Origin of the sequence: Bradyrhizobium sp. RDM12 (assembly GCF_051917485.1) — a bacterium.
In the GTDB taxonomy this organism is placed as follows: Bacteria; Pseudomonadota; Alphaproteobacteria; order Rhizobiales; family Xanthobacteraceae; genus Bradyrhizobium.
In genome coordinates, this window is record NZ_CM133064.1 from 5,010,379 (window position 1) to 5,035,794 (window position 25,416).

The 25,416-nt window shown below is 64.0% G+C and carries 28 protein-coding genes; 13 read left to right on the forward strand and 15 right to left on the reverse strand.

Going from position 1 to position 25,416, the window contains the following annotated elements:
* Positions 1 to 106: 106 nt before the first annotated feature.
* On the reverse strand, positions 107 to 334 hold the full coding sequence (locus tag ACTGJ9_RS24525) for a hypothetical protein (RefSeq protein WP_456673186.1): 228 nt from the start codon (positions 332 to 334) through the stop codon (positions 107 to 109).
* Between the two features lie 230 nt (positions 335 to 564).
* Between ACTGJ9_RS24525 and ACTGJ9_RS24530 the strand changes: the two genes are divergently transcribed.
* Positions 565 to 1,782 (forward strand): AI-2E family transporter, encoded by a 1,218-nt coding sequence (locus ACTGJ9_RS24530; RefSeq protein WP_456673187.1) that lies wholly within the window; start codon positions 565 to 567, stop codon positions 1,780 to 1,782.
* A gap of 51 nt (positions 1,783 to 1,833) precedes the next feature.
* Positions 1,834 to 2,226, forward strand: a complete 393-nt coding sequence (locus tag ACTGJ9_RS24535; RefSeq protein WP_456673188.1) for an NUDIX hydrolase — start codon at positions 1,834 to 1,836, stop codon at positions 2,224 to 2,226.
* 164 nt (positions 2,227 to 2,390) lie between these two features.
* Here the strand turns inward: ACTGJ9_RS24535 and ACTGJ9_RS24540 are convergent, their stop codons facing one another.
* From ACTGJ9_RS24540 to ACTGJ9_RS24590, 11 genes are all read right to left on the reverse strand, one after another.
* Positions 2,391 to 3,788: an IS1380 family transposase gene (locus ACTGJ9_RS24540; protein ID WP_456673189.1), complete on the reverse strand. Its 1,398-nt coding sequence runs from the start codon at positions 3,786 to 3,788 to the stop codon at positions 2,391 to 2,393.
* 309 nt (positions 3,789 to 4,097) lie between these two features.
* The gene (locus tag ACTGJ9_RS24545; protein WP_456673190.1) at positions 4,098 to 4,385 is read right to left on the reverse strand and encodes a YciI family protein; all 288 of its coding nucleotides are present in this window, start codon (positions 4,383 to 4,385) and stop codon (positions 4,098 to 4,100) included.
* Between the two features lie 73 nt (positions 4,386 to 4,458).
* On the reverse strand, positions 4,459 to 5,433 hold the full coding sequence (locus ACTGJ9_RS24550) for a sugar ABC transporter substrate-binding protein (protein WP_456673191.1): 975 nt from the start codon (positions 5,431 to 5,433) through the stop codon (positions 4,459 to 4,461).
* 43 nt (positions 5,434 to 5,476) lie between these two features.
* Positions 5,477 to 6,454, reverse strand: a complete 978-nt coding sequence (locus ACTGJ9_RS24555) for an ABC transporter permease (RefSeq protein WP_456673192.1) — start codon at positions 6,452 to 6,454, stop codon at positions 5,477 to 5,479.
* A complete protein-coding gene (locus tag ACTGJ9_RS24560; RefSeq protein ID WP_456673193.1) occupies positions 6,451 to 7,401 on the reverse strand; it encodes an ABC transporter permease in 951 nt (316 codons plus the stop codon). Before ACTGJ9_RS24560 ends, ACTGJ9_RS24555 begins: the two co-directional genes overlap by 4 nt.
* Positions 7,394 to 8,908, reverse strand: a complete 1,515-nt coding sequence (locus tag ACTGJ9_RS24565; RefSeq protein ID WP_456673194.1) for a sugar ABC transporter ATP-binding protein — start codon at positions 8,906 to 8,908, stop codon at positions 7,394 to 7,396. The genes ACTGJ9_RS24560 and ACTGJ9_RS24565 overlap by 8 nt, the downstream gene beginning before the upstream one ends.
* Complete coding sequence (locus ACTGJ9_RS24570) at positions 8,905 to 10,296, reverse strand: FAD-linked oxidase C-terminal domain-containing protein (protein ID WP_456673195.1); 1,392 nt, start codon at positions 10,294 to 10,296, stop codon at positions 8,905 to 8,907. Before ACTGJ9_RS24570 ends, ACTGJ9_RS24565 begins: the two co-directional genes overlap by 4 nt.
* 135 nt (positions 10,297 to 10,431) lie before the next feature.
* The gene (locus ACTGJ9_RS24575; RefSeq protein WP_456673196.1) at positions 10,432 to 11,244 is read right to left on the reverse strand and encodes an NAD(P)-dependent oxidoreductase; all 813 of its coding nucleotides are present in this window, start codon (positions 11,242 to 11,244) and stop codon (positions 10,432 to 10,434) included.
* Between the two features lie 107 nt (positions 11,245 to 11,351).
* Positions 11,352 to 12,716: an amidohydrolase family protein gene (locus ACTGJ9_RS24580; RefSeq protein WP_456673197.1), complete on the reverse strand. Its 1,365-nt coding sequence runs from the start codon at positions 12,714 to 12,716 to the stop codon at positions 11,352 to 11,354.
* A gap of 4 nt (positions 12,717 to 12,720) precedes the next feature.
* Positions 12,721 to 13,800 carry a maleylacetate reductase gene (locus tag ACTGJ9_RS24585; protein ID WP_456673198.1) on the reverse strand — a complete coding sequence of 360 codons (1,080 nt, stop codon included), beginning with the start codon at positions 13,798 to 13,800 and terminating at the stop codon, positions 12,721 to 12,723.
* A complete protein-coding gene (locus ACTGJ9_RS24590) occupies positions 13,797 to 14,120 on the reverse strand; it encodes a Dabb family protein (protein ID WP_456678611.1) in 324 nt (107 codons plus the stop codon). The genes ACTGJ9_RS24585 and ACTGJ9_RS24590 overlap by 4 nt, the downstream gene beginning before the upstream one ends.
* A 107-nt stretch (positions 14,121 to 14,227) precedes the next feature.
* Between ACTGJ9_RS24590 and ACTGJ9_RS24595 the strand changes: the two genes are divergently transcribed.
* Positions 14,228 to 15,148, forward strand: a complete 921-nt coding sequence (locus ACTGJ9_RS24595) for a LysR substrate-binding domain-containing protein (protein ID WP_456673199.1) — start codon at positions 14,228 to 14,230, stop codon at positions 15,146 to 15,148.
* Positions 15,149 to 15,572: 424 nt separating this feature from the next.
* Here the strand turns inward: ACTGJ9_RS24595 and ACTGJ9_RS24600 are convergent, their stop codons facing one another.
* The 3 genes from ACTGJ9_RS24600 to ACTGJ9_RS24610 form a co-directional block, all read right to left on the reverse strand.
* Entirely contained in the window at positions 15,573 to 15,812 is a 240-nt protein-coding gene (locus ACTGJ9_RS24600; RefSeq protein WP_456673200.1) for a hypothetical protein, read from the reverse strand.
* Between the two features lie 151 nt (positions 15,813 to 15,963).
* A complete protein-coding gene (locus ACTGJ9_RS24605; RefSeq protein ID WP_456673201.1) occupies positions 15,964 to 16,206 on the reverse strand; it encodes a hypothetical protein in 243 nt (80 codons plus the stop codon).
* A gap of 164 nt (positions 16,207 to 16,370) precedes the next feature.
* Positions 16,371 to 16,541, reverse strand: coding sequence for a hypothetical protein (locus ACTGJ9_RS24610; protein ID WP_456673202.1), 171 nt, complete (start codon positions 16,539 to 16,541; stop codon positions 16,371 to 16,373).
* 278 nt (positions 16,542 to 16,819) lie between these two features.
* Between ACTGJ9_RS24610 and ACTGJ9_RS24615 the strand changes: the two genes are divergently transcribed.
* The 10 genes from ACTGJ9_RS24615 (at position 16,820) to ACTGJ9_RS24660 (ending at position 25,382) form a co-directional block, all read left to right on the forward strand.
* Positions 16,820 to 17,494, forward strand: a complete 675-nt coding sequence (locus ACTGJ9_RS24615) for a hypothetical protein (RefSeq protein WP_456673203.1) — start codon at positions 16,820 to 16,822, stop codon at positions 17,492 to 17,494.
* A gap of 1,082 nt (positions 17,495 to 18,576) precedes the next feature.
* Complete coding sequence (locus ACTGJ9_RS24620; RefSeq protein ID WP_456673204.1) at positions 18,577 to 19,794, forward strand: tyrosine-type recombinase/integrase; 1,218 nt, start codon at positions 18,577 to 18,579, stop codon at positions 19,792 to 19,794.
* Positions 19,791 to 20,396 carry a hypothetical protein gene (locus tag ACTGJ9_RS24625; RefSeq protein ID WP_456673205.1) on the forward strand — a complete coding sequence of 202 codons (606 nt, stop codon included), beginning with the start codon at positions 19,791 to 19,793 and terminating at the stop codon, positions 20,394 to 20,396. Before ACTGJ9_RS24620 ends, ACTGJ9_RS24625 begins: the two co-directional genes overlap by 4 nt.
* 690 nt (positions 20,397 to 21,086) lie before the next feature.
* Positions 21,087 to 21,581 (forward strand): hypothetical protein, encoded by a 495-nt coding sequence (locus ACTGJ9_RS24630; protein ID WP_456673206.1) that lies wholly within the window; start codon positions 21,087 to 21,089, stop codon positions 21,579 to 21,581.
* A 183-nt stretch (positions 21,582 to 21,764) separates the two neighbouring features.
* Positions 21,765 to 22,736 carry an AAA family ATPase gene (locus ACTGJ9_RS24635; RefSeq protein WP_456673207.1) on the forward strand — a complete coding sequence of 324 codons (972 nt, stop codon included), beginning with the start codon at positions 21,765 to 21,767 and terminating at the stop codon, positions 22,734 to 22,736.
* Positions 22,737 to 23,573: 837 nt separating this feature from the next.
* A complete protein-coding gene (locus ACTGJ9_RS24640; protein ID WP_456673208.1) occupies positions 23,574 to 23,738 on the forward strand; it encodes a hypothetical protein in 165 nt (54 codons plus the stop codon).
* Positions 23,739 to 23,754: 16 nt separating this feature from the next.
* Positions 23,755 to 23,958 (forward strand): hypothetical protein, encoded by a 204-nt coding sequence (locus tag ACTGJ9_RS24645; RefSeq protein WP_456673209.1) that lies wholly within the window; start codon positions 23,755 to 23,757, stop codon positions 23,956 to 23,958.
* Positions 23,959 to 23,984: 26 nt separating this feature from the next.
* Positions 23,985 to 24,389, forward strand: coding sequence for a hypothetical protein (locus tag ACTGJ9_RS24650; protein ID WP_456673210.1), 405 nt, complete (start codon positions 23,985 to 23,987; stop codon positions 24,387 to 24,389).
* Between the two features lie 59 nt (positions 24,390 to 24,448).
* Positions 24,449 to 24,883, forward strand: a complete 435-nt coding sequence (locus ACTGJ9_RS24655; RefSeq protein ID WP_456673211.1) for a hypothetical protein — start codon at positions 24,449 to 24,451, stop codon at positions 24,881 to 24,883.
* Positions 24,876 to 25,382 (forward strand): hypothetical protein, encoded by a 507-nt coding sequence (locus ACTGJ9_RS24660; protein WP_456673212.1) that lies wholly within the window; start codon positions 24,876 to 24,878, stop codon positions 25,380 to 25,382. Before ACTGJ9_RS24655 ends, ACTGJ9_RS24660 begins: the two co-directional genes overlap by 8 nt.
* Positions 25,383 to 25,416: the final 34 nt, after the last annotated feature.

A 25,416-nucleotide genomic window follows, 5' to 3' on the forward strand; every position in this document is an offset into this window, starting at 1 on the left:
CGCAGCCATGCCTTCGCCTTCTCGCGGCATCTTGCCCGAGTTTTGCTCCATCACATCGCCCTTACTCACAGGTCAAGGACTGCAACTGAGAGCGCTGTGCCTCGGGCTACCAACCCACTCCCGCCCATCGCCTCCCGAACACCGGCGGCTTGGTCTTCACCGCCTGCCAGCCGAAGAAGTGATGCTTGCCGGACCAGGAGTGCACCACGCTGCTGCAGATGCTGCATTTGAACTGGCCTGAATGCGGCTCGGCGTGCTCCTCCCTTGTCGCGGTGTAGTTCATGCTGCAACCGGGGCAGGTGAATTCTTCGGTCGTCCAGATGCTGTTGGCCATTGCACCGCAGTTTGTTTTTGGGACCTCGGCCCAGAGCGTAGGTGCGGGCCTTTGCATCGGCGTAAATCCGGCGGCTGAAATCCGGTTAATCGCCGTTAGCCAAACCGGGATGCGGCCGGTCCCTGACGGGCCGGACGCTCATCGGGTTCGTCTTGACGCCCGGCTCTTGGCTGGCAATAACCCTAGCCCGCGCAAGTGCCGGAAACCGCGTCGATACCGCAAGGAAAGCCGTGCCTGTGAAAAGTCTGCGTCAGCTCCTGACGGGTGAGGACGTCATCCAGCTCGTGATCCGCCTCGGCCTACTGGCGCTGCTGATCCTGTGGACGCTCTACATCATCAGGCCGTTCGTCCCGATCCTGGCCTGGAGCGGTGTGCTGGCGGTCGCGTTCTATCCGGCCTTCAGCTGGGTCGCCAAAATCCTCGGCGGCCGACCCAAGACCGCGGCTGCGATTCTCACCCTGATCACGCTCGGCATCGTGCTCGGCCCGGCCACATGGCTCGGCGTGAGTGCCGTGGACGGGGGCAGGGAGCTGGCGCACCAGCTTAGCACCGGCGACCTCACACTTCAGGGGGCGCCGGAGTCGATCAAATCATGGCCGGTGATCGGCCCGACGCTCTACGAACTCTGGGACCAGGCCTACAACAATATCCGCGCCGTGCTGCGCGAGGTCGCGCCCTATCTCCAGCCGCTGGCGGGACCGCTGCTGGTGCTTGCGGGCGATGCCAGCCTCGGCACGCTCCAGTTCCTGGTCTCGGTGTTCGTGGCCGGCTTCCTGTTTCCGCACGGACCCCGGCTGGTTGCGGCCGGGCGCGCTTTCCTGTCCCGCATCGTGCCGGAGCAGAGCGAGCATTTTCTCGAGCTGGGCGGCGCCACCATCCGTGCGGTGGCGCAAGGCGTCATCGGCGTCGCCATTGTGCAGGCGCTGCTTGCCGGCATCGGCTTCAAGCTCGCAGCCGTGCCGAGCGCGGGCCTGCTTGCCTTCATCGTGCTGCTGCTGTCGATCGTGCAGATCGGCGCCTTCCTCGTGCTGCTGCCGGTGATCATCTGGATCTGGACAGCCAAGGACGTCACCACGGCTCTGGTGTTCACCGTGTTCTTCGTCCTTGTGGGCTTCCTCGACACCATGTTGAAGCCGCTCGTGATGGGACGCGGTCTCAACACGCCGACCATCGTGATCTTCGTCGGCGTGATCGGCGGCACGCTCGCCCACGGAATCGTCGGCCTGTTCATCGGGCCGATCATCCTGTCGGTCGCGTGGGAGATCGCTGCGGCGTGGATTGCACCGGAGACCGAACCGCGGCTGCGAAGCCGAAGGCGATACCGCCACCCGACGAGGTTCGCTAGCCGGGCAGACCCGGCGGGTGGCCCAGACATTTGCCGCACCTCACATCCGTGTGGACAGCGATGGGAGCCGACGGGATCCAGAGCGGTGGCGGAACTTGTCTAATGAAATAGACAAGTTACGATGGTCCGATTCTTTTCTCGGTTTGCGACAGGTATGGCGAAGTCTTCCAAGCTGGTTGCCGCCAAGCGCGGCAAGGTTCTGTTGGTCAGGCGACGGGTGGACGGCCTGTGGATGTTTCCGGGCGGCCGCAAACGCGCGCGCGAGACTGAGAAGGACTGCCTGCGGCGCGAGATCAAGGAAGAGCTGCCCAAGCTGAAGCTCGGCCGGATCAGCCTCTGGAAGGAAGTGAAAGCCAAGAACAAGCGCTCGGGCCGCAGGATGAGCGACGCGATCTTCATCGCCAAGCGCGCCAAGGGCCGGCTCGCGATCGGCGACAAGAAGGAGATCGACCGAGCCGCTTGGCAGAAGCCACGCGGGATCCGCCTGACCGCAACCTCGCGCTACATCCGCGATCGCCTGTTTCCAAGAAAGCCGCGGCGGAGCTAGCCCGCATTTCTCACACGACCGATTGCTCAGCGACGGAGGATAGGAGGATTTGGCAAGGCAACGGGGAGCCGTGGCGCTGAAGGCGCAGCCGGCGATTTGGTTTTGAATGTCTCCGTTGGGCCTGTTGGTGATGCCGCCGATTGAGCGCGTCGCAGCGTCGCGTGTCAGGCCGGCGAGGCGCGAGCCTTGGCGGCTTCGGCCAGGCGACGAGCCGCGTGTCCCCACGGCTGAGCGGCTGGGCAGGCCGAGGCCATGGCGATCCTGATGCGGCGGACGCTGATGCGCACCAGTGCGCCGATCTTGAGGAGCTTGAGGCGGATGGTGCCGCAGGTGGCGTCCGCAAAGGTGGTTTCGGCAAGGCCGATGCGCCGCAGGGCACAGATCAGCACATAGGCCATCGAGGCGAACCACAGCCGCAGCTGGTTGGCGCGCATGGTGGCGGCCGAGGTGCGGTCGGCGTAGAGATCGAGCTGGCACTCCTTGATGCGGTTCTCCATGTCGCCGCGGGCGCAGTAGATGTCCTCATAGAGCTGCCGCACGCCCGCCGCGCTGCGCTTGAGCGAGGTGACGACGAAGCGCGGATTGGCCTCGCCTTGCGTCCACTCCGCCTTGGCGACGACGCGGCGCTCCTGGCTCCAGGTGTCGCGCGTACGCCATTGGAAGTCCTTGAAGCGGCGTGCCGGTTGGCCGGTCGTCTCGGCTGTGGCTCTCGCCGCGGCGAGCTCCTCCTCGATCATGGCGACCAGGCGCGTGTTGCGGGCGAGCCCGAACAGATAATCCACGCGGTTTTGCTCACACCACGCCATCAGCGCCTCGCGCGCAAAGCCACTGTCGGCGCGCAGCACGATGCGCACGAACGGCCAGCGGGCGCGGATTTGCCGGACAATCCGCGCGATCTCCGCGACACTGCCTGCGCTGGCATCGATGTCGGCGCGCCGCAGCTTGGCCGCCAGCAGATGCCGGCCGCAGAACACGTACAGCGGCAGATAGCAGTAGCAGTCGTAATAGCCGTGGAAGAAGCGCCCCTCCTGATGCCCGTGCAGAGGATCGTCGGTGGCGTCGAGATCGAGGATGATCTGCGGCGGCGGTCGCTTGTGCGCCTCCAGGAACAGCGTCACCGGCAACGCCTCGATCGCCGCCGCGTCGTAGGCGATCTTGTGATAGCGCGAAGGTTCCTCCCGGCCCAGTTCCAGCCGGTTCAGCGTCGACTTGCCGGCCACCGGTGCGCAGTCCTCGCGCCTGGCAACAAGCTTGCCCGCCAGCACCGCCATCAGCGGGTCGTGCCGCAACTCGTCGTGACCGTTGATGTCTTCGTAGCCAAGTGCGATGCCAAAGACCCGCTGTCCGACCAACGTTCCGACTGCGTGCTCGATCAAGTCCACCCGGCGATGATCGCGAAAGCAATCGGCAAAGCGCCCCACCAGATCAATCGCCCGATCAGACGCGCCCAGCAGCAGCGCGCCCGCATCCGACGTCACCAGGCCACCATCAAAAGCCGCTTCCACGATGCGGCCTTCCACCTCTCCAAAATCAAACCGTTCTGCGCTACACTGTGCCGGCATCGGGGCATTCCTTGAATCACCGCGAAGTCCTTCTCGCAAAAGAACTTTCGCTGATTCGCGCCCCGATGCGCCTCAACACTGTGAGAAATGCGGGCTAGCTAGCCGCCTGGGTGTGACAAATCGTCCGATCATTCCCTCGCGGCAGATGTGAACCAGTTCACAGGGAACCGCGGAAAGAGCTGCTATAAAGGCGTTATTGCCTTACCATTCCATTTTGCTTGAAACGCCCCAGTGCTCCCAAGCACTGGGGTTTTTTCGCGTCTGGCGACGCGCGCCGGATTGCTCGGACTGGTCTGTCAGCCTTGTCTGTCAGCCTTGCCGCCGCAGGAAGCCCGTGATCGTGACCTTCTCCCAGATGCCGGCCGCCGCGAACGGATCGGCGCGATTGAAGGCCTCGACTTCTGCGCGGCCGGGGGCCTCGATCAGAAACAGGCTGCCGATCATGGTGGCGCCATCGTCGGAGACCAGCGGTCCCGACATCACGATCTTGACGCCGAAGCGCGAGGTGTCGCCGAGAAAGGCCTTGTGGGCGTCGTAATTGGCAAGCCGCGTCGGCAGCGCGCCGGTGCGGTCGATGGCGTGGATGGCAAACAGCATGATGTCTCCGGGATTCTTTTTGGGAACGGCTGTTATCGCAGCCATTCCTATGTTTGATCAGAACAGGCTGCGGTTACTTCGCGCCGAGCTTGCCGGCTTCTTCGAAGGTCGGGCAGGTGCGCTGCTCGAGCGGCTGGTCGAACGGCTGGTAATTGTCCTTGGTGATGACGGTCGGCTTCAGCACGATCTCGTTGATGATCGGCTGATTGCGCAAGCTGCGCACCGCCATCATGGTGCCGAGGCAGCCCTGGAAAAATCCGTTGTAGTCGCCGCTTGCGAGCAGCTTGCCGGACTTGATGGCGTCGATCGCTTCCTTGGTGCCGTTGATGCCGATCACCTGCGCCTTGCGGTTGGCGCCGTCGAGCGCCTCGATCGCGCCGACTGCCATGGCGTCGTTGGCGGCGAGCACGCCGTCGATCTGCGCATTCGACTGCATCAGGTTTTCCATGACCTGGAGCGCCTGGAGCCGCTGGTAGTTGCCTGGCTGCGACGCCAGGAGCTTGGCGCCAGGATTTTCCTTCAGCGCGTCGTTGAAGCCGCGGACGCGATCGACATTGGTCAGCGAGCCCTTGACGCCCTCGATGATGACGATGTTGCCCTTGCCGCCGAGCGTCTTGAGCAGGAAGCGCGCGGTCTCGAGCCCGAGGCTGTAATCGTCGGCGCCGACGAAGGAGAGGAATTTTCCGCCGGCGGAGCGGTCGGTGATATTCACGACGGGAATCTTGGCGTCGTTGATCTTCTCGACGCCGGGCACCATCGCCTTGTAGTCGACCGGCGTGAACACGATTGCGCTCGGCTTCTTCACCACGACGTCCTCGATCTGGCTGAGCTGCTCGGGGATCGAGTCCGGCTTGGTCGGAATGTACTGCAGCGTCTTGGCGTTCAGGATCTTCGCCATGTTGTCGGCGCCGACCCGCACCGTCTGGAAGAACGGGTTGGTCTGGTTCTTGGTGAACACCGCGATGGTCTCGCCGTCGGCGCGCGCCTGCGTCGTGAAGGCGGCCGCCATCATGAGCGGCAATGCGAGATAGCCCAGTCTCTGTTTCATGTCGTCTCCATCCCCGTTTTGGTTTGTTGGGTTGCCTGAAAGTTCATTGCGCGCGGCGGCGGGTCTTCATGTCGAGCCAGACCGCGAGAATGACGATGATGCCGGTCACCAGCGGCTGCCAATTGGCGCTGACCGAGAGCAGGTTCATCCCGTTCAGCACCAGCGTCAGGATCAGCGCGCCGATGAAGGTGCCGAACACGGTGCCGACGCCGCCGAACAGCGAGGTGCCGCCGATCAGCACGGCCGCGATCGCCGGCAGCGTCAGGCTTTCGCCGATATCGGCCTCGGCCGAATTGAGCCGGGACAGGAAGATGATCGAGGCAAGTCCCGCCATGGTGCCGGAGACGGCATAGACCAGCAGCAGCCGCCGCGTGACCGGAATGCCGGAGAGGCGGGCGGCAACCGGATTGGCGCCGATCGCATAGATCTCCTGGCCCCAGATCGTGCGCTGGGCAAACAGCGTGCCGATGCCGAGGAACACCAGCAGCAGATAGACAGGGATCGGCAGCCCGAACAGATAGCCGCTGCCGATCTGGCGGAAGCCCGCGGGAAAACCGTGAAGTGTCTCGCCCGCCATGTACCAGTACGTGAGTCCGTTCAGCACCCAGAGCATGCCATAGGTGGCGATGAAGGAGGGGATGCGCAGCGCCGTCACCATGATGCCGTTGAGGAGGCCAACGATGCCGCCGCAGGCAAGCCCGGTCAGGACGCCGAGCGTGGGTGAGCCGGTGGTGTGGATCACGGTCCCGGCGATGCACGCGGACAGCGCGACATTGGCGCCGATGGAGAGATCGAGGCCGGCGGTGAGCACCACCAGCGTCAGGCCCGAGGCGATGAAGAAGGTGAGGCTCGCCTGGCGTAGCACGTTGAGGATGTTGCCGAGGCTGAGGAAGGAGTCGTTCAGCACCGCCAGCACAGCGCAGATCAGGAAAACCGCGAGCAGGCGGTAAAACAGCTGGATCGCGTCCTGGGACAGGAAGGAGCGTGGCGGCGACAGGGTCTCCTTGGCGATGTCGGTCATGCCCGGCTCCTGAGGCCGTCGAGGAAGAGCGCCACGATGACGAGGACGCCGACGCTTGCGACCTGCACGGAGGAGGGCAGCGAGATCAAATTCAGCCCGTTGCGCAGCACGCCGACGGCGATGACGCCAAGCAGGGTACCGAGCAGCCAGCCATTGCCGCGCTCGAACGAGGTGCCGCCGACCGCGACCGCCGCAATCGCATCGAATTCGAGGCCGAGGCCTGCGGTCGGATGCCCCGAGTTCATGCGGGCGGTCATCAGCAGGCCGGCAATGCCGGCCATGGTGCCGCCGATCGCATAGACCGCGATCAGGAGTTTGTTGGGCGAGAGGCCGGCGTAGCGGAGCGCCTCGCGGTTGCCGCCAAGTGCGAACACGTAGCTGCCGAAGCGGGTGTGATAGAGCAGGCCGTGAAAGGCCGCGTAAGTCACCAGCGCGATCACGATCGGCACGGGGATGCCGAGCAAGCTCGCCGAGTAGATGTCGCGGACGCCATGGGGAATGCCGACCACGCTCTGGCCGTCGGAGACGATCAGCGACAGGCCCTGTGCCATGCCGAGGGTGCCGAGGGTTGCCACGAACGGCGGGATGCCGAGGATGGCGACAAGCCAGCCATTGACGGTGCCGAAGGCCGCGCCGACCACCACGCCGGCGCACAGCCCCAGCAGCATCGATTGGGTCGCGAGCGAGACGATGGCGACGCAGAGCGAGGTCAGCGTCAGCACCGCGCCCATCGAGAGGTCGAGCCCCTCGGTCATGATGATCAGGGTCATCGGCAGCGCCAGCATGGTCAGGATGGTCGACTGCACAAGCACGTTGGAGAGATTGGCCGGGGTGAGGAAGCCGGGCGCGATCGCGCCGAACAGCACGATCAGGGCGCCCAGCACGATGGCGACGCCGGGGATGCGCTGGAGCGGATTGGGTTGCGATACGACCGCTGCTTCACGCATGATGCATCCCCAACCGCACGATGTTTTCCTCGGTCAGCTCGTTGCGCGCCAGATGTCCGGCGACGCGGCCCTCCCGCATCACATAGGCGCGGTCGCAGACATGGCAGATCTCGACCTGCTCGGAGGAGATCATCAGCGCCGCCGCGCCTTCGGCAACCAGCCGGTCGATCAGCGCAAAGATCTCGGACTTGGCGCCGACATCGATGCCGCGGGTCGGCTCGTCGAAGATGAAGAGCTTTGCACCGGCGGCGAGCCATTTGCCGATCACGACCTTCTGCTGATTGCCACCTGACAGCAGGCCAACGGTCTGGCGCGGGCTCGGGGTGGCGATGCGGAGCTGGCGGATCAGGCCATCGGCGGCGCGCTGGCCGCTGCGCGGATCGAACAGCCCGCTCGGGAACAGTTTTCGCAGCGCCGAGACCACGAGATTGTCGCCGACCGAACGCAGGAGCGCGAGCCCCTCGCTCTTGCGGCTCTCCGGGATCAGCGCGATGCCGCGGCGGGCGGCGACATCAGGCTCGCCGGAGATCGGCCTACCGTCCAACACGATCTCGCCCGAGGCGACCGGATCGGCGCCGAAGATCGCGCGCGCAACCTCGGTGCGGCCGGACCCGACCAGGCCGCAGAGGCCGACGATCTCGCCCCGGCGTACCTCGATGTTGATGTCGGAAATGCCGGTGGGCGAGGTCAGGCCCTTGACCTGAAGCAGCACCTCGCCAGGCTTGTCGGCGAAATTGCGCGGATAGGTCATGTCGACGGTGCGGCCGACCATCATGCGGACGAGCTGGTCGGGCGTGACGTCGGCCGGCCGAACGCCGTCGATGCGGCGGCCGTCGCGCAGCACCGTGATGCGGTCGCCGAGCGCAAACACCTCGGCCAGGCGGTGCGAGATGTAGACGATGGAGACGCCGTCGGCCTTCAGCTTGGCGATCAGCGCGAACAAGAGCTCGGTCTCGCGGTCGGACAGCGCGGCAGTCGGTTCGTCCATCACCAGGATGCGCGCGTTCTGGCTGATGGCTTTGGCGATCTCGACCATCTGCTGCTGGGCGACGCCGAGCGTGTTGACGACGACGGAGGGATCGATATCGAAGCCGATGGTGTCGAGCAGGCGTTTTGCGTCGGCCAGGATCTTGCGGCGGTCGATGGTGCCGGGAATGCGACCTTTCGGCTCGCGGCCGAGGAAGATGTTCTGGGCGATGTCGAGATAGGGGACGAGCGAGAACTCCTGGAAGATCACGGCAATGCCGAGCTTCTGCGCGTCGGCCGTCGAGGCGATCGTGACCTTCTTGCCCTCAAAGAAGAACTCGCCGGAATCGGCGCTGTAGGCGCCGCACAGCACCTTCATCAAGCTCGACTTGCCAGCGCCATTCTCGCCGAGCAGCATGTGCACTTCGCCGGCGTAGAGTGCAAAGGAGACGTCGTCGAGCGCCTTGACGCCCGGAAAACTCTTGCTGATGCCGCGCAATTCGAGCAGCGGCGTCGCTGCGGCGTCGCCGGAAGCGTTCATGGCCGTGCTCCCGCAAAGATCTTGCCGGGGTTCATCAAACCGTCAGGATCGAGCGCGGTCTTGATCGACCGCATCACGTCGACGGCTTCGCCGAGCTCGTCAGTGAGGTAACCGATCTTGCCGAGCCCGATGCCGTGCTCGCCGGTGCAGGTCCCGTCCATCGCGATGGCGCGGGCGACCATGCGGGCCTGCAGCGCCTTGGCGCCGTCGATCTCATCTAGCTTGGCGGGATCGACCAGGATCAGCATGTGGAAATTGCCGTCGCCGACATGGCCGACGATGGGCGCGGTGAAGCCGTGCTCATCGGCATCGCGGCGGGTCTCGGTCAGGCATTCGGCCAGCCGCGAGATCGGCACGCAGACATCGGTGATGACCGCGCGTGCGCCGGGCCTTAAGCCCAGGCCGGCATAGAGCGTGTTGTCGCGGGCGTGCCAGAGGCGGCTGCGGTCTTCCGGCGCCTTGGCCCACGCAAAACCACGGCCGCCATGGTCAGCAGCGATCGCCTGTGCGAGCTCGGCCTGCTCGGCGACGGCGCTCTCCGAGCCGTGGAATTCGAAGAACAGTGTCGGCGCCTCGCGATAGCCGAGTTTTGCGTAGGCGTTGATGCCGCGCATCATGACGTCGTCGAGCAGCTCGACGCGCGCGATGGGAATGGCCGCCTGGATGATGCCGATAGCAGCATCGACGGCGTTGTGCAGGGTGTCGAAACTGCACACCGCCGCGGAAATCGCCTGCGGCAGCGGATGCAGCTTCAGCGTGATCTCGGTGATGACGCCAAGTGTGCCTTCGGCGCCCACGAACAGCCTCGTCAAATCGTAGCCGGCTGCCGATTTGCGGGCGCGGCGTGCAGTCCGGATCACGCGACCGTCGGCCAGCACCACTTCCAGCGCCACGACATTGTCCTTCATGGTGCCGTAGCGCACTGCCATCGTGCCGGAGGCGCGCGTGGAGGTCATGCCGCCGATCGAGGCATCCGCGCCGGGATCGATCGGGAAGAACAATCCGGTGCCGCGCAGCTCGGCATTGAGCTGCTTGCGGGTGATGCCGGGCTGCACCACGACATTCATGTCGCTGTCGTGCACCGTCAGCACCTTGTTCATGCGCGCGAAGTCGATGCAGACGCCGCCTTCCGCCGAGGATGCATTGCCCTCGAGCGAGGTGCCGGCGCCGAACGGCACGATCGGCATGCCCGCGCCGGCGCAGAGCTTGACGATCTCGGCGACCTCTGGGGTCGTTTCCGGATAGACGACGATGTCCGGCGGCAGGGCGCGATAATAGGACTCACTCTGGCCGTGCTGGTCGAGCACGCCGCGCGCGATGGTCGCACGCGGACCGATCACGCCTGTGAGGCGTTCAGCCAATGCGGCAATGTTGACCCGCGGTCCCATCGTCTCTCCCCGTCGTCCGTCTTTGTCGCGGACTGTTGTCAGTCCGTCGAGTCTACGTTCGGCTTACGCCGCCTGCGCGTTTACCGCGCCGGCGATCGTGTTTTCGCTGAAATTACGCAAATTCGCCTCCGTCGATCAGAGTTTGGGCTCGCCAAGGCCCGAGAGACCTTCGAGATGCCTCACGGTCGCGATGAAATCGGTCTCGCCGTCGCCCTGCGCGACCAGTGCGCCGTAGGTCTCGCGCACCTGGGCTGCGAGCTGCAGTGGCACGCCGACGGCATGGCCGGCGCCGAGGATGAGATCGAGGTCCTTGGCCATCTGCCTGCAGGAGAAGCTCGACACAAAGTCGCGGGTGCGCAGCGGCGCGGTCTTGTACTTCACCATCGGGGAGGCGACGGCACTCTCATCCAGCACCTTCAGAATGTCGTGCCAGCCGATGCCGCCCTTGCGCGCCAGCGCCAGGCTCTCGGCCATCATCGCCGCCGAGACCGCGATCATGAGATTGACCGCGAGCTTCGCATAGCGGGCTTCCTCGCCCGCGCCGAGATAGGTCTGTGCGCGGGTGAAGCTCGCAAACAGCGGCTTGGCGCTCTCGAAGGCGTCCTCGGGACCGGAGACGAAGCAGCTCAGCGCACCGGTGTGGACGATGCTGGCATTGCCGGAGACTGGCGCCCGCAGATAGGAGATCCCGCGGCCCTCTGTGGCGGCATCGATCTCAACCGAGGCCTCGGCGCTGACCGTGCTGGTCTCGATCAGCACGGCCTTGGGCGCCATCGCGCCGATCAGCCCGGTCGGGCCGAGCATCACCGTGCGCAAGGCGGCGTCGTCGGGGAGCGACGTGATGACCACGGCGCGGTCCTTGACCGCCCCGGCGAGCGAGCTCGCGACAGCGATACCGTGTTCGCGCGCCTCGTTGAGCCGCGCGGCGCTCTGGTCGAAGGCGGTCACGGCGTAGCCGGCCTTGGCGATGAAGCGACATCGGCAGGCCCATCTTGCCGATGCCGATGAAGGCGATTTGTTTGCTTGTCTCAGTCATTGTTATTGTCCGTTAGCCGCTATGTTGCGGCGTGCCGTTGTCGTTCGATGTCCCGCACCAGCCGCTGGCCGGACTGAGCGAGCAGTTCTTTTTTCCGGTCGAGCCCGTCGGCCAGCAACCGTCCGTTCCGCTTCCTCCAGCGGCCTCCGATCATGACCGAGTCGATATTGGCGAGGCTCGTCTGCATCACCACGGTGGCGACGGGGTCGTGGACCGGAAAGAGGTTGAGATCGTCGGCATTGATGATCACGAGATCGGCGAGTTTTCCGGGCGTCAGCGAGCCGATCTCCTTCTCGCGGCCGAGCATGCGCGCGCCCTCGGTGGTGACCCATGTCAGCGCCTCACGCGCTGGGATGGTGGTCGTCGCGGGGATCGTGCCCTCGCTCTTGCGCATCTCCGCATTGTCGAGCGCGCGCTGCATCGACAGCGCAACGCGAGCCGCGGAGAAGAGATCGCCCGCCAGCACGGATTCCAGGTCGATGCCGATGGTGGGGCGTACGCCGCGCTTGAGCAGTCGCCCCGTGATGGGAAAGCCGTGGCCCTGGATCATCTCGTTTTCGGGCGTCACCGAGAAGCTGACGCCGAGATCGATGAGTCTTTGCAGGAGATCATCGGGAAGGTCGTTGCCATGGACGATGTTGACGTGGGGACCGACGAGGCCGGCCTCGATCAGCTTCTTCCAGCCGCCTTGTGTCTTCGCCGGGCCGCCGCCCTGATGCATCGAGGCGGTCAGGCCGAGTTCCAGCGCCAGCTCAAAATCATGCAAGGACACGTCGAGCGTCGAATAGTGCGGGCCGAGAATGGCAAGTCCGAGCGTCACGAGCCCATCGCGATCGGCAAGGGGACCTGCCAGCAGCCGCTCGACCTCGCGGCGGGGATGCGGCACCTCCGAGAAGTGCGGCTCGCCCGGCTTCGGCTCGGGCTTGGGTGAGCCGTGGAAGAAGGCGGCCCGGATGCCGCTATCGAGCAAGCCGCGCACGGCTGCGTCGGTATGGGCGGGCGTCGGGTTGTTGTGGCACCAATCGACCAGCGTGGTGGCGCCGCAATTGATCTGATTCAGCGCGCCAACGAGGGTGGCGATGTAGATGTCGTCGGGGGCGAACAAGGTCGCGAGCCCGGCATGCATGCGGCGGAAATATTCGAGCAGCGTCCAGTTCGCAGCATAGCCGCGGAGCGCCGTCTGCCAGGTGTGCATATGCGCGTTGATGAGCCCGGGGATGACGATGCGGCCGCGGCCGTCGACGATCTCGGCATCAGCGGCTTCGATACCGGGACGCACCTCGGCGATCCGCCCGTTCTCGACCAGCACGTCGCCGACGGGGAGATCGCCGATGCGATCGTCCATGCTGATGACCGTTGCTGACTGGATCAGGGTGCGCCGCATGTCGTCAGGCTTCCGCTTTGGCTGCGACCGGCGGCTCGCCGGCCCAGGCGCGCGCGATGAGGTCGCGGATGGCGTTGCGCGCGAGCTTGCGCGGATTCCAGTAGGCATTGGTCACGGCGAGATCGGCCGCCTTGTCGATGCCGCTCTCGGGCATACCGATGTCGCGCAGCGCGATCTTGGCCCGTAGTCGTTTGGCGAGGTCGTAGAGACCTTGCGCTGCATCGGCCGCGCCGATCGCGCCCGCGATCCGCGTCATCGCGTCAGGCACGGCCGGGGCGTTGTAGGCCAGCGCATGCGGCAGCACGATCGTATGCGTCTCGGCATGTGGGAGGTCAAAGGTGCCGCCGAGGGTGTGGCAGAGCTTGTGATGCAGCGCCATGCCGACGGTGCCGAGGCACACGCCGCACAGCCAGGCGCCATAGAGTGCATCGCCGCGGGCGGCGCGATCGTCGGGCCTGGCGGCAATCGCGGGCAGGGCACGCGCCAGCGCGCGGATGCCTTCTTCCGCCATCAGCGAGGTCACGGGATTGGTGTCGCGCGCATAAAGCGCTTCGGCCGCGTGGGCGATGGCGTTGATGCCGGAGGTGGCAGTGAGCCCGACCGGTAGCGTCAGCGTCAGGTCGACGTCGTAGATCACGGTCTCGGGCAGCACGGCGGTGTCGCGCACCGTGGTCTTGAGGCCGTTCTCGGTCTGACCGAGGATCGGGGTCATCTCCGACCCTGCATAGGTGGTGGGAATGCAGAGCTGGTTGACGCCGGTGCGCAAGGCGAGCGCCTTGCCGAGTCCCGTTGTCGAACCGCCGCCGAGCGCGACCACGCAATCGGCATCGCAACCCTTCATCGCCTCGATTGCGCGCTCGGTCACCTCGACGGGCGTGTGCATGATGGCGCCGGCGAAGCTGCCGGCATAGAGCGGACCAAGCGCGGCACCGAGCGCTTTGCCTTGCGCTTCCTGCTGCGGCGTCGTCAGCACCAGCGCGCGCTTGCCGCCGAGGCGCTCGATCTCGGCTTTGGCCGAGGCAAGCGTTCCGCTGCCGAACACGACGCGGCAGGGCAGATTTTCATAGGTGAACGAACCGATCATGCGCCGGTCCCTTTGACGGGATAATCGACCTGGAAGCGCCCGATCCGCAAGTCGCCCAGCTCCTCGCGCACCCGCAGATGTTCCGGATGGCTGGCATAGGCCTTCAGGGCTGCGCTGTCGGTAAACTCGGAGACGAGGACAACGTCGCAGGCATAATCGACATCGCTGACGTCAGCGCCGACCTCGATATGGGTGAGGCCGTCGATCCGGCCGCGGAGGCCTTCGAACAGGGTCTTGACCTTTGTCCGGGCGGCCAGGCGCTCAGCCCGGGTCTCGCCGCGCAGACGCCACATCACGATGTGCTTGATCGGACCCGACATTTCCCGAAATTCCTCGCCTGCGATCTTGTTTGTTGGGGCCATTTTGCCTTGCAGAAATCGGAAATAAAGGCCAAAAATCGTAAGTCTCTTTTCCATTGTGAGGAAGAATGGACCGCCTTCTGCAGCTCGAGGTGTTCTCCAGGACGGCCGAGCTCGGCAGCCTCTCCAAGGCCGCCGACGCCTTGCGGATGTCGAATGCCGCGGCGAGCCGGCACCTGAGCGCGCTGGAGGAGCGGCTCGCGGTCCGGCTGATCGAGCGCAACACGCGCCGGCAGTGGCTGACCGAGGCCGGACAGGAGCTATTGCAGCGTTGCAGCACGCTCTTGAACGAACTCGCCGAAGCCGAGGACGCCGTCAGTGACCGCGCGCTGTCGCCCAAGGGCATGCTGCGCGTCACGAGCTCGCTGTCGTTTGCGATGATCTATATGGCGCCGATGCTGCCGGCGTTTCGCAGGCTCTATCCGAAGCTCGACGTCCAGATCATCGCCGCGAACCGCTATCCCGATTTTATCGAGGCCGGCATCGATGTTGCGATCCGCACGCGGGAGCAGGAACCGGATTCCAACATCATCATCCGCCGCATCGGACAGATGCGCCGGGTGCTGGCCGCCGCGCCGTCCTATCTCGCGGCGCACGGCATCCCCGAGCATCCCGCCGATCTCGCGCGCCTCGACATGCTGGTCTACAACCTCGCCAACGATCCTTATTCGCTGCGACTGAGCCAGGGTAGCACGACGCAGACCGTCCGCATCGCGCCGACGCTCGACAGCAATGATGGCCAGATCATCTGCGGCGCTGCCCGCGCAGGGCTCGGCATCCTGATCCAGCCGCTTTACATCGTGCAGAGCGATATCGCGGCCGGCAAGCTCGTGCCGGTCCTGACCGATTGGGAATTGCCGCTGCTGACGATGAACGTGGCCTACCAGAACCGCGTCCGGCTGCCGGCGAAGATCAGGGTGTTTTCGGACTTTCTGGTCGGCCACATCCGCGCGCATTCGGATGCCGGGATCTGGATCGAGGCGACGTAGTCGGCCGACCGGGCGCTATTCCGATCGCTCCTGCATCCGCGTCCGTCCGACGGACGACCGCGACCGGGGAGCGACGCGCGGCTCGGACGCGGCCGAACGCCTGGCTGCCTCAGCCTCGTACTGTTCTTTCCGGGCTACTCGCGCGTTTCGCATCGCCCGCTTGATGAAGGGATGTTGTGAGTCCTCGGCGAAGAACAACACGACTTCGCAACCGGGACATTGCCTGGAATAGCCGTCCTGCAACCGTCCCGCGCGATCGCGAAACATCGTCTTGCAGCGCGTGCACTGAACCTGGACGAAGCTCATCGGGGACAATCAATGACGATTGGAAATCGACAGCCACGGTGAGCCGAATATCTGAAGAAAGCCTGAAAGCCGATTGCGACTTTGGCGAACGTCGTGCGGCGCAACCGGCCGCGCGCCGCTATTGTTTCGCCGCCATCGCATCCAGGCAGTGATTGAGATAGTCGGTCCGATCTCGCAGCAGCACTTTCGCCAGATCCGCCTTCAAGGCGCATTCGCGCTGACGGATCTGCTCGGCGCGGCGCTTCTCCGCAGCCTCGCGGTATTCGGGAGCAACCTTGCTGGGATCGACCAGGCCCTGAGATCGGGCAGGCGCCGTGGCAAGCAGCGCAATGGCTGCAACGAAAATGACCTGCTTCAAATAAGCCTCCGTAAAAGGCTCATCCTAGCGCCTGGTTTTGGAAGGCTCAAATGGCAAGTGTGATGGGGCCGATCGATAGCCTTGCCTGGTCCACCCAGATCGCCAGGGACCGGCTGTCAGGTTTGACGTGAATCTGGCCGCGTGAAGCCCGTCACTTCGGGGCGTGGTCGATCTTGTGCCCCAAATGCCCGGTGTCGTGATCGCGGCGCAGCTGGCTGAGCGACGTCTCGTTCAGCTGATGCAAGACCTCGCTGAGCTGGGTCGCATCCGGGTAGCCGGCCGCAAACCCCTTGCCGTAGATCTTGCGCAACGTGCCGACCAGCGTGTTGCCGTGCTTTTTGCTGATCGCGCCATCCTTGTCCCGATGACGACCATCCAGGCCCGCTTCCTTCATGTGTCTCTCCCCGTGCGGCGTCTGCGCGCCTGACGTCAGCGTGCTCCCAAAAGTGTAGATTGGCAACGATGGGGCCCGCGGGAGTTGCACTTCGGCAAACGCCGCAACAACGCCTCGTCCAATGTTGGCCGATGCGGCGAGATCGCTTGCGCGGAAGGTGGTGGCTAGGCTGCTTGCTCTTCAAACGAGGTGTAGATCCGGCCTTTGGGATCGACGATCTGGACCTCGCGGCATCCGTCCTCGATCAGCTCCCTGGCCTTCTTGAGGGCGGCGGCGAGCGACTCCCGCTTGAGGTTGACGACGCCTGCCGTGTCGAAACCGGTGATTTCAAACATGCCGCTCCTCCCGTTTGCTCGAATCCTACACCTTTCCAGCGGGTTGTCTCCTGGCTTTTTTGGCAGGCGGCCGGAACAGAACGTTGGGTCTGCGCCGCAATTCCATCGCACCGCCCCGTAGTCGGCCGGGGTGGCTGGACATGCCGGGCGGCCACGCTGCTAACCTGGAATTAATCCAAAACGCCCACAATTTTAGACAGTTGTAGGTGGGTGTTGCGTAAAGGAGGCGTCGCGAGGACGTTCCGGCGACGGCCTCCTTTTGCTCGCTCATGAGGTCAATGCGCATGACCACGACATCCGAAACGCTGGGGTTCGCCGAACACCTCGACGCCGCAGCACTTGCAGCCGCAGCATTCGAACCCCAAGCCGAATCCGCAGCCGCGGAAGCTCCAACACCGGCCAAACGGTCCAGCCGGAAATCGGTCCTGGCGCTGTCGGTGTGCGCCCTGGCCATCAACGGCGCGGCGGCGATCTATACTTTGCCGTTTGATCTTCCGTCGCCTAACATCAGCAGCCTGGCTGCGCTGCTTCCCCGCCAGGGAGAGTCCGTCGCAAAACCGGATCCGATTGTCGCCGCCCTGAAGGACATTCGGTCGGCCCAGCAGCAGCAGGCCGCCTCGCTGCAGGAGATCAATGCCTCATTGCAGCAAAATGCAGCCCTGCGACAGCAGGATTCGACGATCCTCGTTTCTCTCCGACAGAGCATCACGGACGAACGGGGCGACGTGAAGAAGATATCGCCGCAGCTTTCGACACTGATCGCGAAGATCGACTCCCTGCAAACAGCGATGACGTCCGACGTCACGTCCTCGATTCGACGAGCGCATGCTCGCTATGGACTTTCCGCAGCGATGCGCAAACGGATGGTTCGGCAGTCGAAAACAGTAGGGCCCGTTTCGGTCGGAGGCGCGCCACTGACTGCGCCCGCGACGGTTGCCGCGCCGGAGAGCTGAACACACTATGAGGCCGCATGGCACGGGAGCCCTGTGCGACTGATGCGCTCTACATCGGCCGAGTGTGCTTCAAGTTTAGCTTGTGCCCTGCCGTGGCCGGCAAGAAGATCTCCGGCATCTGACGACGAAGGCCGCAGCAGGGAATACTGCTGCGGCCAGCGCGGGTCAAAAATTCCGGGTGAAAAATGTCTCAGTGGAATATGGAGCCAGCCCCGGCATCCGCGATGCTATGCCTCTGTGTGTTCGAATCAACGTAAATCGTTGTTCCCGTTGCCGGAACTGCGTCGATTGTTGCCCAATGGACGACAGCGATTCTGACATGGACAGCGGGTCGGTCCCACTCATTGAGATAGAAGCACCGCGGGTGCTGCAAGATCACAAAAGCGGTCCGCTCGGGCGCGATGGACAAGGTAAGCTAAGGGCCGGCTCAGTGGGCGGGCTCTTCGTATGCGCCGGTTCACGCTGCCGGGCCTTTAATTGCGCTCAGGCTACTTGCACATGGCTGTGAACAGCGACGCGAAGCTGTCAACCGCGGCGCACTCGGCCGCGGTTTGATACAGGCGCGATTACCAAAAAAGCGACGATAGCGCGATGACGGCAATCGTCATCAGCGGCGACCAGGTGTGGTCATGTTTGCCCATGATCGACCGCGGTCATCGGCGCTCTCTTGTTTGCACGTGGTGTGCACAGGTGCCTTTTGAAAGCGGAGAGGGGCTGCCAAAAAGTCTGTTAAGTACTTGACCTTGTTTGGTGAGCGCGCTGGGGCTCGAACCCAGGACCCCGTGATTAAAAGTCAAATTCGAGGTGACGACCTAACCCATTGATCGAGAGTCATTTTCTCGTGTGGGCACCGAAATCCCCGAAAAATTAGCGAAAATCGCCGAAACCCCTTGATGTTTGGATGAAGCTCGTTGAAGCTCGCATCGGCTTCAATGTGCCCACACAGTGCCCACACGGGGAAGGCGGATGCAGCAGATCAGCGAAAAGGTTGTGGCCGGCCTGCCGACGCCCGCAAAGGGCAACAAGGTCCACTTCTTCAGCGGCGCGACATTGCAGGGAGGAAGGCGCCGGCTGGCTTTGGCGTGCGCGTCACCGCGGGCGGGACCAAATCGTTCGTGCTCTTCCACAGAGTCGACGGTCGCAAGTTCCTGGAGACGCTGGGGCGATGGGACGAGAACGAGCAGGGCGGAACGCTGACCGTTCGGGACGCGATCGTCAGGGCCGACAAGCTCGCGAAGGACATCAAGAACGGCAGGCGGGAGGATCCCCGGCCGGATCGCACCCGCCGCCTTGAGGACGGGGATAGCCCCGAGGGGCTGAAGGTGGGCGGTGCGTTCGATCCTGATGCTGACGAGGCCGATCGCGAGCAGAAATACCCCGGCTTGCTGGACATGTTCGTCGACCGCTACTGTCGCAAGGAAGCGCAGCTGAAGAGCGCGGACCAATACGCGAGCACGTTCCGGCGTCTCGTCGCTCCCGACATTGGGGACCTGCCAGTATTCGGGGAAGGGCGGCTGCGCCGTTCCCACGTCGTCGACATGCTCGACGAGATCGAGGATGAGAACGGGCCCGTCATGGCCGACCGGACGCTCGCCTACCTCCGCAAGGCGTTCAATTGGTTCCAGGCGCGCGATGAGGACTTCACCAACCCCATCGTGAAGGGCCTCCGCCAGGTCGGCACGAACTCGAGAGACCGCGTTCTCACTGATGACCAACTGCGCGATTTGTGGGCGGCCCTCGACATCGTGGAGAACGTGCCGGCCTGCTACCCGCGGTTCGTCAAGTCGCTTCTCCTGACGACCACCCGGCGCAACGAGGCGGCGCTGATGCATTCCAGCGAGCTCGACGGCGACCACTGGACGATTCCGGCCGACCGCTACAAGACCGGCATTGACCACGTCATCCCGCTCAGCGCGGCCGCGCGCGAGTTGATCGGCGAGAAGCCCGCCGGCGCCAACGGCAACTCCTGGTTCATCTTCACGACCACCGGTGGCGTGAAAGGTTTCAGCGGCTTCAGCAAGGCGAAGCGCGAGCTCGACAAGGCAACCGCGAAGGTCCGGGCGGAGGCCGGGCGGGAGCCTATGCCGCATTGGGTGCTGCACGACCTCCGACGGACAGGGCGCTCGCTGATGTCGCGCGCTGGCGTTCCTGCCGATCATGCGGAGCGCTGCCTGGGGCACGTCATCGGCGGCGTTCGCGGGGTCTATGACCGCTACGCCTATCTCGATGAGAAGCGCGCGGCATTCGACAAGTTGGCCGGCCTAGTCTCTCAGATCGTGAAGACCGCGGTGCGGCCGTGAGCGCAGGACCAGAGCATGCCTCGCCAAAGGCCTTCAAGGCGGCGTTGGCGGCTTATAAGCCGGTCGGCGATCGCCATGCGGACTTTGTGAAGGTGTGGTCGGGACACCCATCCAAGACTGAGCTGTGGCAGGCCATTTCGCACGCTGCGGCAAGGCATGGCTTGGCTGCTCCCGAGCCACTGGACTTCATTGGCGTAGTGCTCGGTTGCACGATGCCAGCGGCCAGACTGAATGACCACAGAGAGAACGTTCGCGATGAATTCGAGAGGATCAAAAATCAGATCGTCGCGATTGTGCAGGACGCCGACTACCCGCTAAACTTATGGCGGGACCTCGAGCGCTTTGAGGCTGCGCTCCGCGACCTTGACCGAAGCGACTACGACATGCACTCGCCCGCCGCCGGCGGCCGGAAAGATGTGAAAGGTTCCCGCGATCGTAGGCTGTTCGCGCGGCGCTTGGTGCCATACCTCGAAGAGGTCTGCGGGGAGCCGCTGATCGATCAGGTTGCAGAGATGATCGATATTGTCTTCGAGACCGAGGCGCCGACGGACCCGAGCCTTGTCAGACGATGGCTCGGACGTTCACGCGGGCGGGTTGTCTAGGACCGTTCGCGATCGAATTTCCGTTTCGAACGGTCCGTGTCAAACGGCATGACCTCGGCAATGTTCGTGCAGGTTCAACGCACGGACACCAGCAAATGTCTGATTTTCGATTCGACGGCTATAATTCCCGGGCTGCAACGGCCGCACAGGTGGGTCAGCAGGTACGCGGGCGCCCCTACACCGAGCGCACCTTCATCAACTGGGAATTGGACGGCAGAGGGCCGCCGGTGACGCGCATCGGGCGCGATGTCACCTATTTCTGGCCGTCCGTGGAGAAGTGGCTTCGCAGCCAGGAAAAAGAGCGCCGCATGACCGAGCGCACCCGCTTCGGCAGAAGCAGGCGGGCTCGGCAGGCGATCTCGGAAGGTGGTCTCAGCGGACACCTCGATATCGCGGTCGACCCGGCTTTCGCAACGCACTCCAAATCTGCCTCAATCGCCGAGGACAGGCCGCCGACACATCGGATGTGGCGCGACCGACGCGGGAATGCCCTGGTGTTCGGCCTGCGCTCCTACCAGGGCCGCGCATACGGCGAGGTGCGGATCTACTACACCAACAGCGCCGGCGTCCTAGCCCCTCGCCAAAGGGCATCACGTTTGCGCTCAACAAACTACCCGAAGTGGCGAAAGCGCTCAGCAAAATGTGCGCCGAAGCCCGCGATCTCGGTCTCCTCAAGAGCGAGGGCGACGAATGAACGCGCCTGTCAAATTGCCAGCCACCGAAGCACTCGGCACCGTCGGGGACTTCATGGAGGCTTGCCGCGCGCAGCGCTGGTTCGTCGACGAGGGATGGGTCAGCAAGCAGGTTGCGGTCGACGGCCTGCAATTCCTCACTGAGCACGCTGGATATGAGACCGAGTTTGGAGTTGACGCTACGCAGCGCTGGATGAGCGAAGCGTTCGCACCTATGCCGGAATTGCCAAACGACTATGTGAGCAGTCTAGTCCGCGATTGGGAATTATCTGATTTCCGTGATGCCTGGCGCTGGACAGGTGAGCCGCGGCCAGTGCAGCCAACCGTGACGAAGAAGCCGATACCGTACGAGCCAGCCACCAGCACCATAGACGCATTCCTCCACATCGTGCGGCTCGGAGATCCCGCGCATCTTGCCGCATGGCTGGCGTCTCACCCGGCCGACGCGCCGCATCTGATGAAAATTTACGAGGCAAGACATGCTGTCGCGTGAGCAGGTTATGCAGGCCTTCGCCGCAGCCGGTGTCGACACCCGGGATGAGCCTCCGCCGGATGATGCGCCTCCGCACGATTGTATCCCGCAGGGGGCTGACGATGTGCTCATCTTGGACCGAGTCCCCCGGCGGGACCACTGACGCTTCCGCCTCTCACGGCCGCCGAATGGCGCCAGCGCGACTTGCCGCCTCCCGACTTCGTGCTTGGCTCCGTGCTGACCACGACCACGCGGATGCTGCTCTCCGCGGCAACGGGCATCGGCAAGAGCAACTTGGCGCTTGCGATCGCTCAGCATATGGCCGCCGGACTGCCGTTCCTACACTGGCGGGCCTATCGCCCGGTCAAGGTGCTTTACATCGACGGAGAGATGTCGCGCCGCCTGCTCAAGGAGCGCATTTTTTCGGAGGAATCGCGGCACACCGGCAATATCGACAGCTTGTATGTGCTGAGCCGGGAAGACGTTCAGGGCTTCCAACCTTTGAATACGCCGGCTGGACAGGAATGGCTGCTGAAGCTGATCCAGCACTGCGGAATCGAGTTTGTAATCTTCGACAACATCATGTCGTTGACGCTTGGCGACCAGAAAGACCCCCTGGTTTGGCAGCAGACATTGCCTTTTTCCCTCGCACTGACGCGCAAATCGGTCGGTCAACTGTGGATCCACCACACCGGGCACGACACCGGAAAGGGATACGGCGACAAATCTCGCGAATGGCAGATGGACACCGTCGCCCACATGGACGCGGTCGAGCGTGAAGACACCGACGTGAGCTTCCTCTTGAAGTTTCCCAAGGCACGCGAGCGCACGCCCGCAAATCGAGCAGAGTTTCAGGACGTCAAGATAGCGCTGGTAAACGATCGCTGGGAGGGCAGCATCGAAGGCCGCCATGCCGAGCCCATGCCTATCAGCCCGGGCATCCAGAAGGCGCTGGACGCGCTCCTCAACGTGTTGGCCGGCGATGCCGTCACCCTGCTGCCAGGCAACCGCCGCGCCGCTCACCGCGACCAGTGGACGGCTGAATGCAATGCCCGCGGTCTAATCGATCTGGAGGGTAAGGCGGCGAGCGCGCGCACCTTGATGAACCGGTTCCGGAAAGAGCTCGTCGACGCCAACCGCATCGCCTGCGAAGGCCCGCTCCAGTGGCTCCGGTGATTGTTTCAGAGGCTGTTTCAGCACCCCCTGAAACAACGTCTGAAACAATGGAGCCGCAACAACGCGAAACAGCTGAAAAACAAGACTGAAACAACGTGCAACAGCCAGCGAAACAGAGCCTGAAACAATGCAAAACACCTCTACAAGGTGGCGAGGTTGTTTCGCCCTCGCGCGCATCCACCCTCACCCGCTCCTGCCCGTCATCGCTACGCCTACGGCTGCGCACTGCCGTGCGTCGCTGGCAGCAGCATGTGACAGAGGGCCAGGTAACCAGCGTGATCAGGGGAAGAAAGGGGGCAGACCACGGCAATCACAGCACAGACGGAGAGATCACCAGCCAGAAGGAGGTCACGAAAGAGGGTGTGATCAGGTGTCGTGAGATCGCAAGAGGCGATCGGATTGTTTGCGGCGGTGGCTGCCGGTGCGGCTCATCAGCGGGCAGGGGACTTGATCGAGTGCGAGGACACCAGGCGAAGGCGTGCACCGATCACCGCCGGCAGCGCTCAGCGCCCACACAGCGCCCACTTGAATCTCGTGACATTCACAAAGCACTGCAAATCAGCGACATTCCGCTGCAGACCACGTGATTGAAGATCACGAGCAGGGCTTTATGGGCGCAGCGAAGCAACTGACAGTTAAGGGGATGCGCGAGCGCCCGGGCACGCGCGAGGCCGGGGGTGGCCCTCCGATCCAGACCCGCCGCGCGGACCCGGTGGGGGCAAAAATGGTCGCTGATCGAGCCGCTGGTATCCGCCTCTCGCGACCGAGCCCGGAAACACCCCGACCCAATTTTTTGTTGAAGCTGAAAATTTTCCGACATCCTTGCGAGGTTCTGAAATGAAGATCGTCCGAACTGCACCGCCGCCGAGCCCACCCTCGCGCCCGATCATGAAATTTGCCGCCCCACCTCCCGCACCGAAGCCGCCCTCGGCCGTGCCGCCGATCAAGATGGGCGCGGCGCAGGGCGACGGCGAAATCGATCCGCGCCAGCAGCGCTACTGATCCGAGGGGCCTGACCGTGCCGCTTTTCACCCTGACCGTTTATGCGCAGACCCCCGCGATGGAGAGGAAGGCCAGCGAGCTTTCGTTCATCCGGCGCGCCGTCACCTTGGCTGTGCAGGATGCGCAAGCCGCCGGCGGCGCGAAGACGTCTGGCGACATCCTGAATGACGGCGCCGTGGTGATCGGCAGCTGGAGTTTCAACTCGCAGAGCGCAAGTTGACTTTCAACATCCGGAGAACCCCCATCATGACCGCGAACATCAGCCGCCCGACTCCCATTCCCACAACGCCGCCGCCCGGCTGGGAGCGGGAAGTGCCGAAATATCGCATCGTTCTCCCGGTGCAACCGTCTCCAAACTCCAGGCATCGGTTTGAGCCGCCTTTTTCCTCTTTCAGTGATCCGAGCGTGTGGCAACAGGGGGACCGCACTTATGCGTCGGGCGAGACGATTGAAACCCGCGAATGGCCGCACCCTGCGTTTCATCCTTTGAACTACTCGGCGGCGAAGGTGCTCGAGTTCTACCGCAGCCGGGTCAAATCGCGGTTGCAGCGCGCCCCGTGGCAAGGCGACAGAATTGTTCTGACCGACGGCTTGGGCCTGACCGGCAGCGGGCCGCGGCCGCAAGTCAAGACGGCCGACGTACACGCGTAACGAGCCACGGGCGCAAGTCGACGGCTTCCACCGGTCACCTGCAATGAGGACGTTCGCCAATGAGCATCGCGCGGCCGGTCACGGGCTATCAGGGCTTCGTCGAAACCTGTCGCGAGCGGGCCGAAGAGTTGTCGATCAGCCGACTCGAGATCGATCGGTTGGCCGGCCTGACACCTGGCTATAGCGGTAAGTTGCTCGGCAATGGCAAGAGAAAGCGGATCTGGCCCGTCGGCTTTGAGGCGCTGCTCGGCGTATTGGGCTTGCAGGTACTCCTGGTCGAGGATCCGATCGCCACGGCGCGCACATTGGAGCGGCGAGAGCCGGTCGACCATCGCCAACAGCGATTTGGCAACTATCCCCGCGGGCCCGGCGCTCAGTTGCGGTTGGCCGCACCAGAGCAACGGCCCATCGCTCCCCCACAGACCAAGCCACCCCTGGAATCGCGTGCCCATCTCCGCGTGGTCCAGATGAAGCGTCGGGGCAAACATGGCTGAACTCGCGACGACCACGAGATTCCGCCAAAGGTCGTCGATCATGTCTGAAAAACCCAAGTCGATTTCGCTGAAGGTGCGCACTGCGGTCGACGCCCTGGTCGAGGGCTCTGCGAAGGATATCACTGCCGCCGCGGAACTAGCAGGACTGAGCCGCGAGCACCTATCCCGCCAGTTGAACAGGCCGCACATCACGGCCTTCTTCCGTCAGAAGGTCGAGCGCCATCTGGTCCTCAACGCTGCGAAGGCTGGCCGGACCAAGATCAGCTTGCTCGACTCGCCAAACGAAATGGTGAGAGACAGATCCAGCTCCTATGTTTTGAGCTTGGCAGGCATTAAGCCCGACGCCGACCCGGCGAGCCGTCCCAACATCCAACAGCCTGGATTGCAAATTGTAATCGTCCAGCCTCCGGGCATCACCGCGCCGTCGCCGCGCGTCATCGGCCCCGAGCCGGTGCGGCAGATCGAGCACGAGCCAGCCAACCCGCGATCTTCAGCCTAGCGGCCGCAGGTACGCCCAAATGCTATGCTCGGTG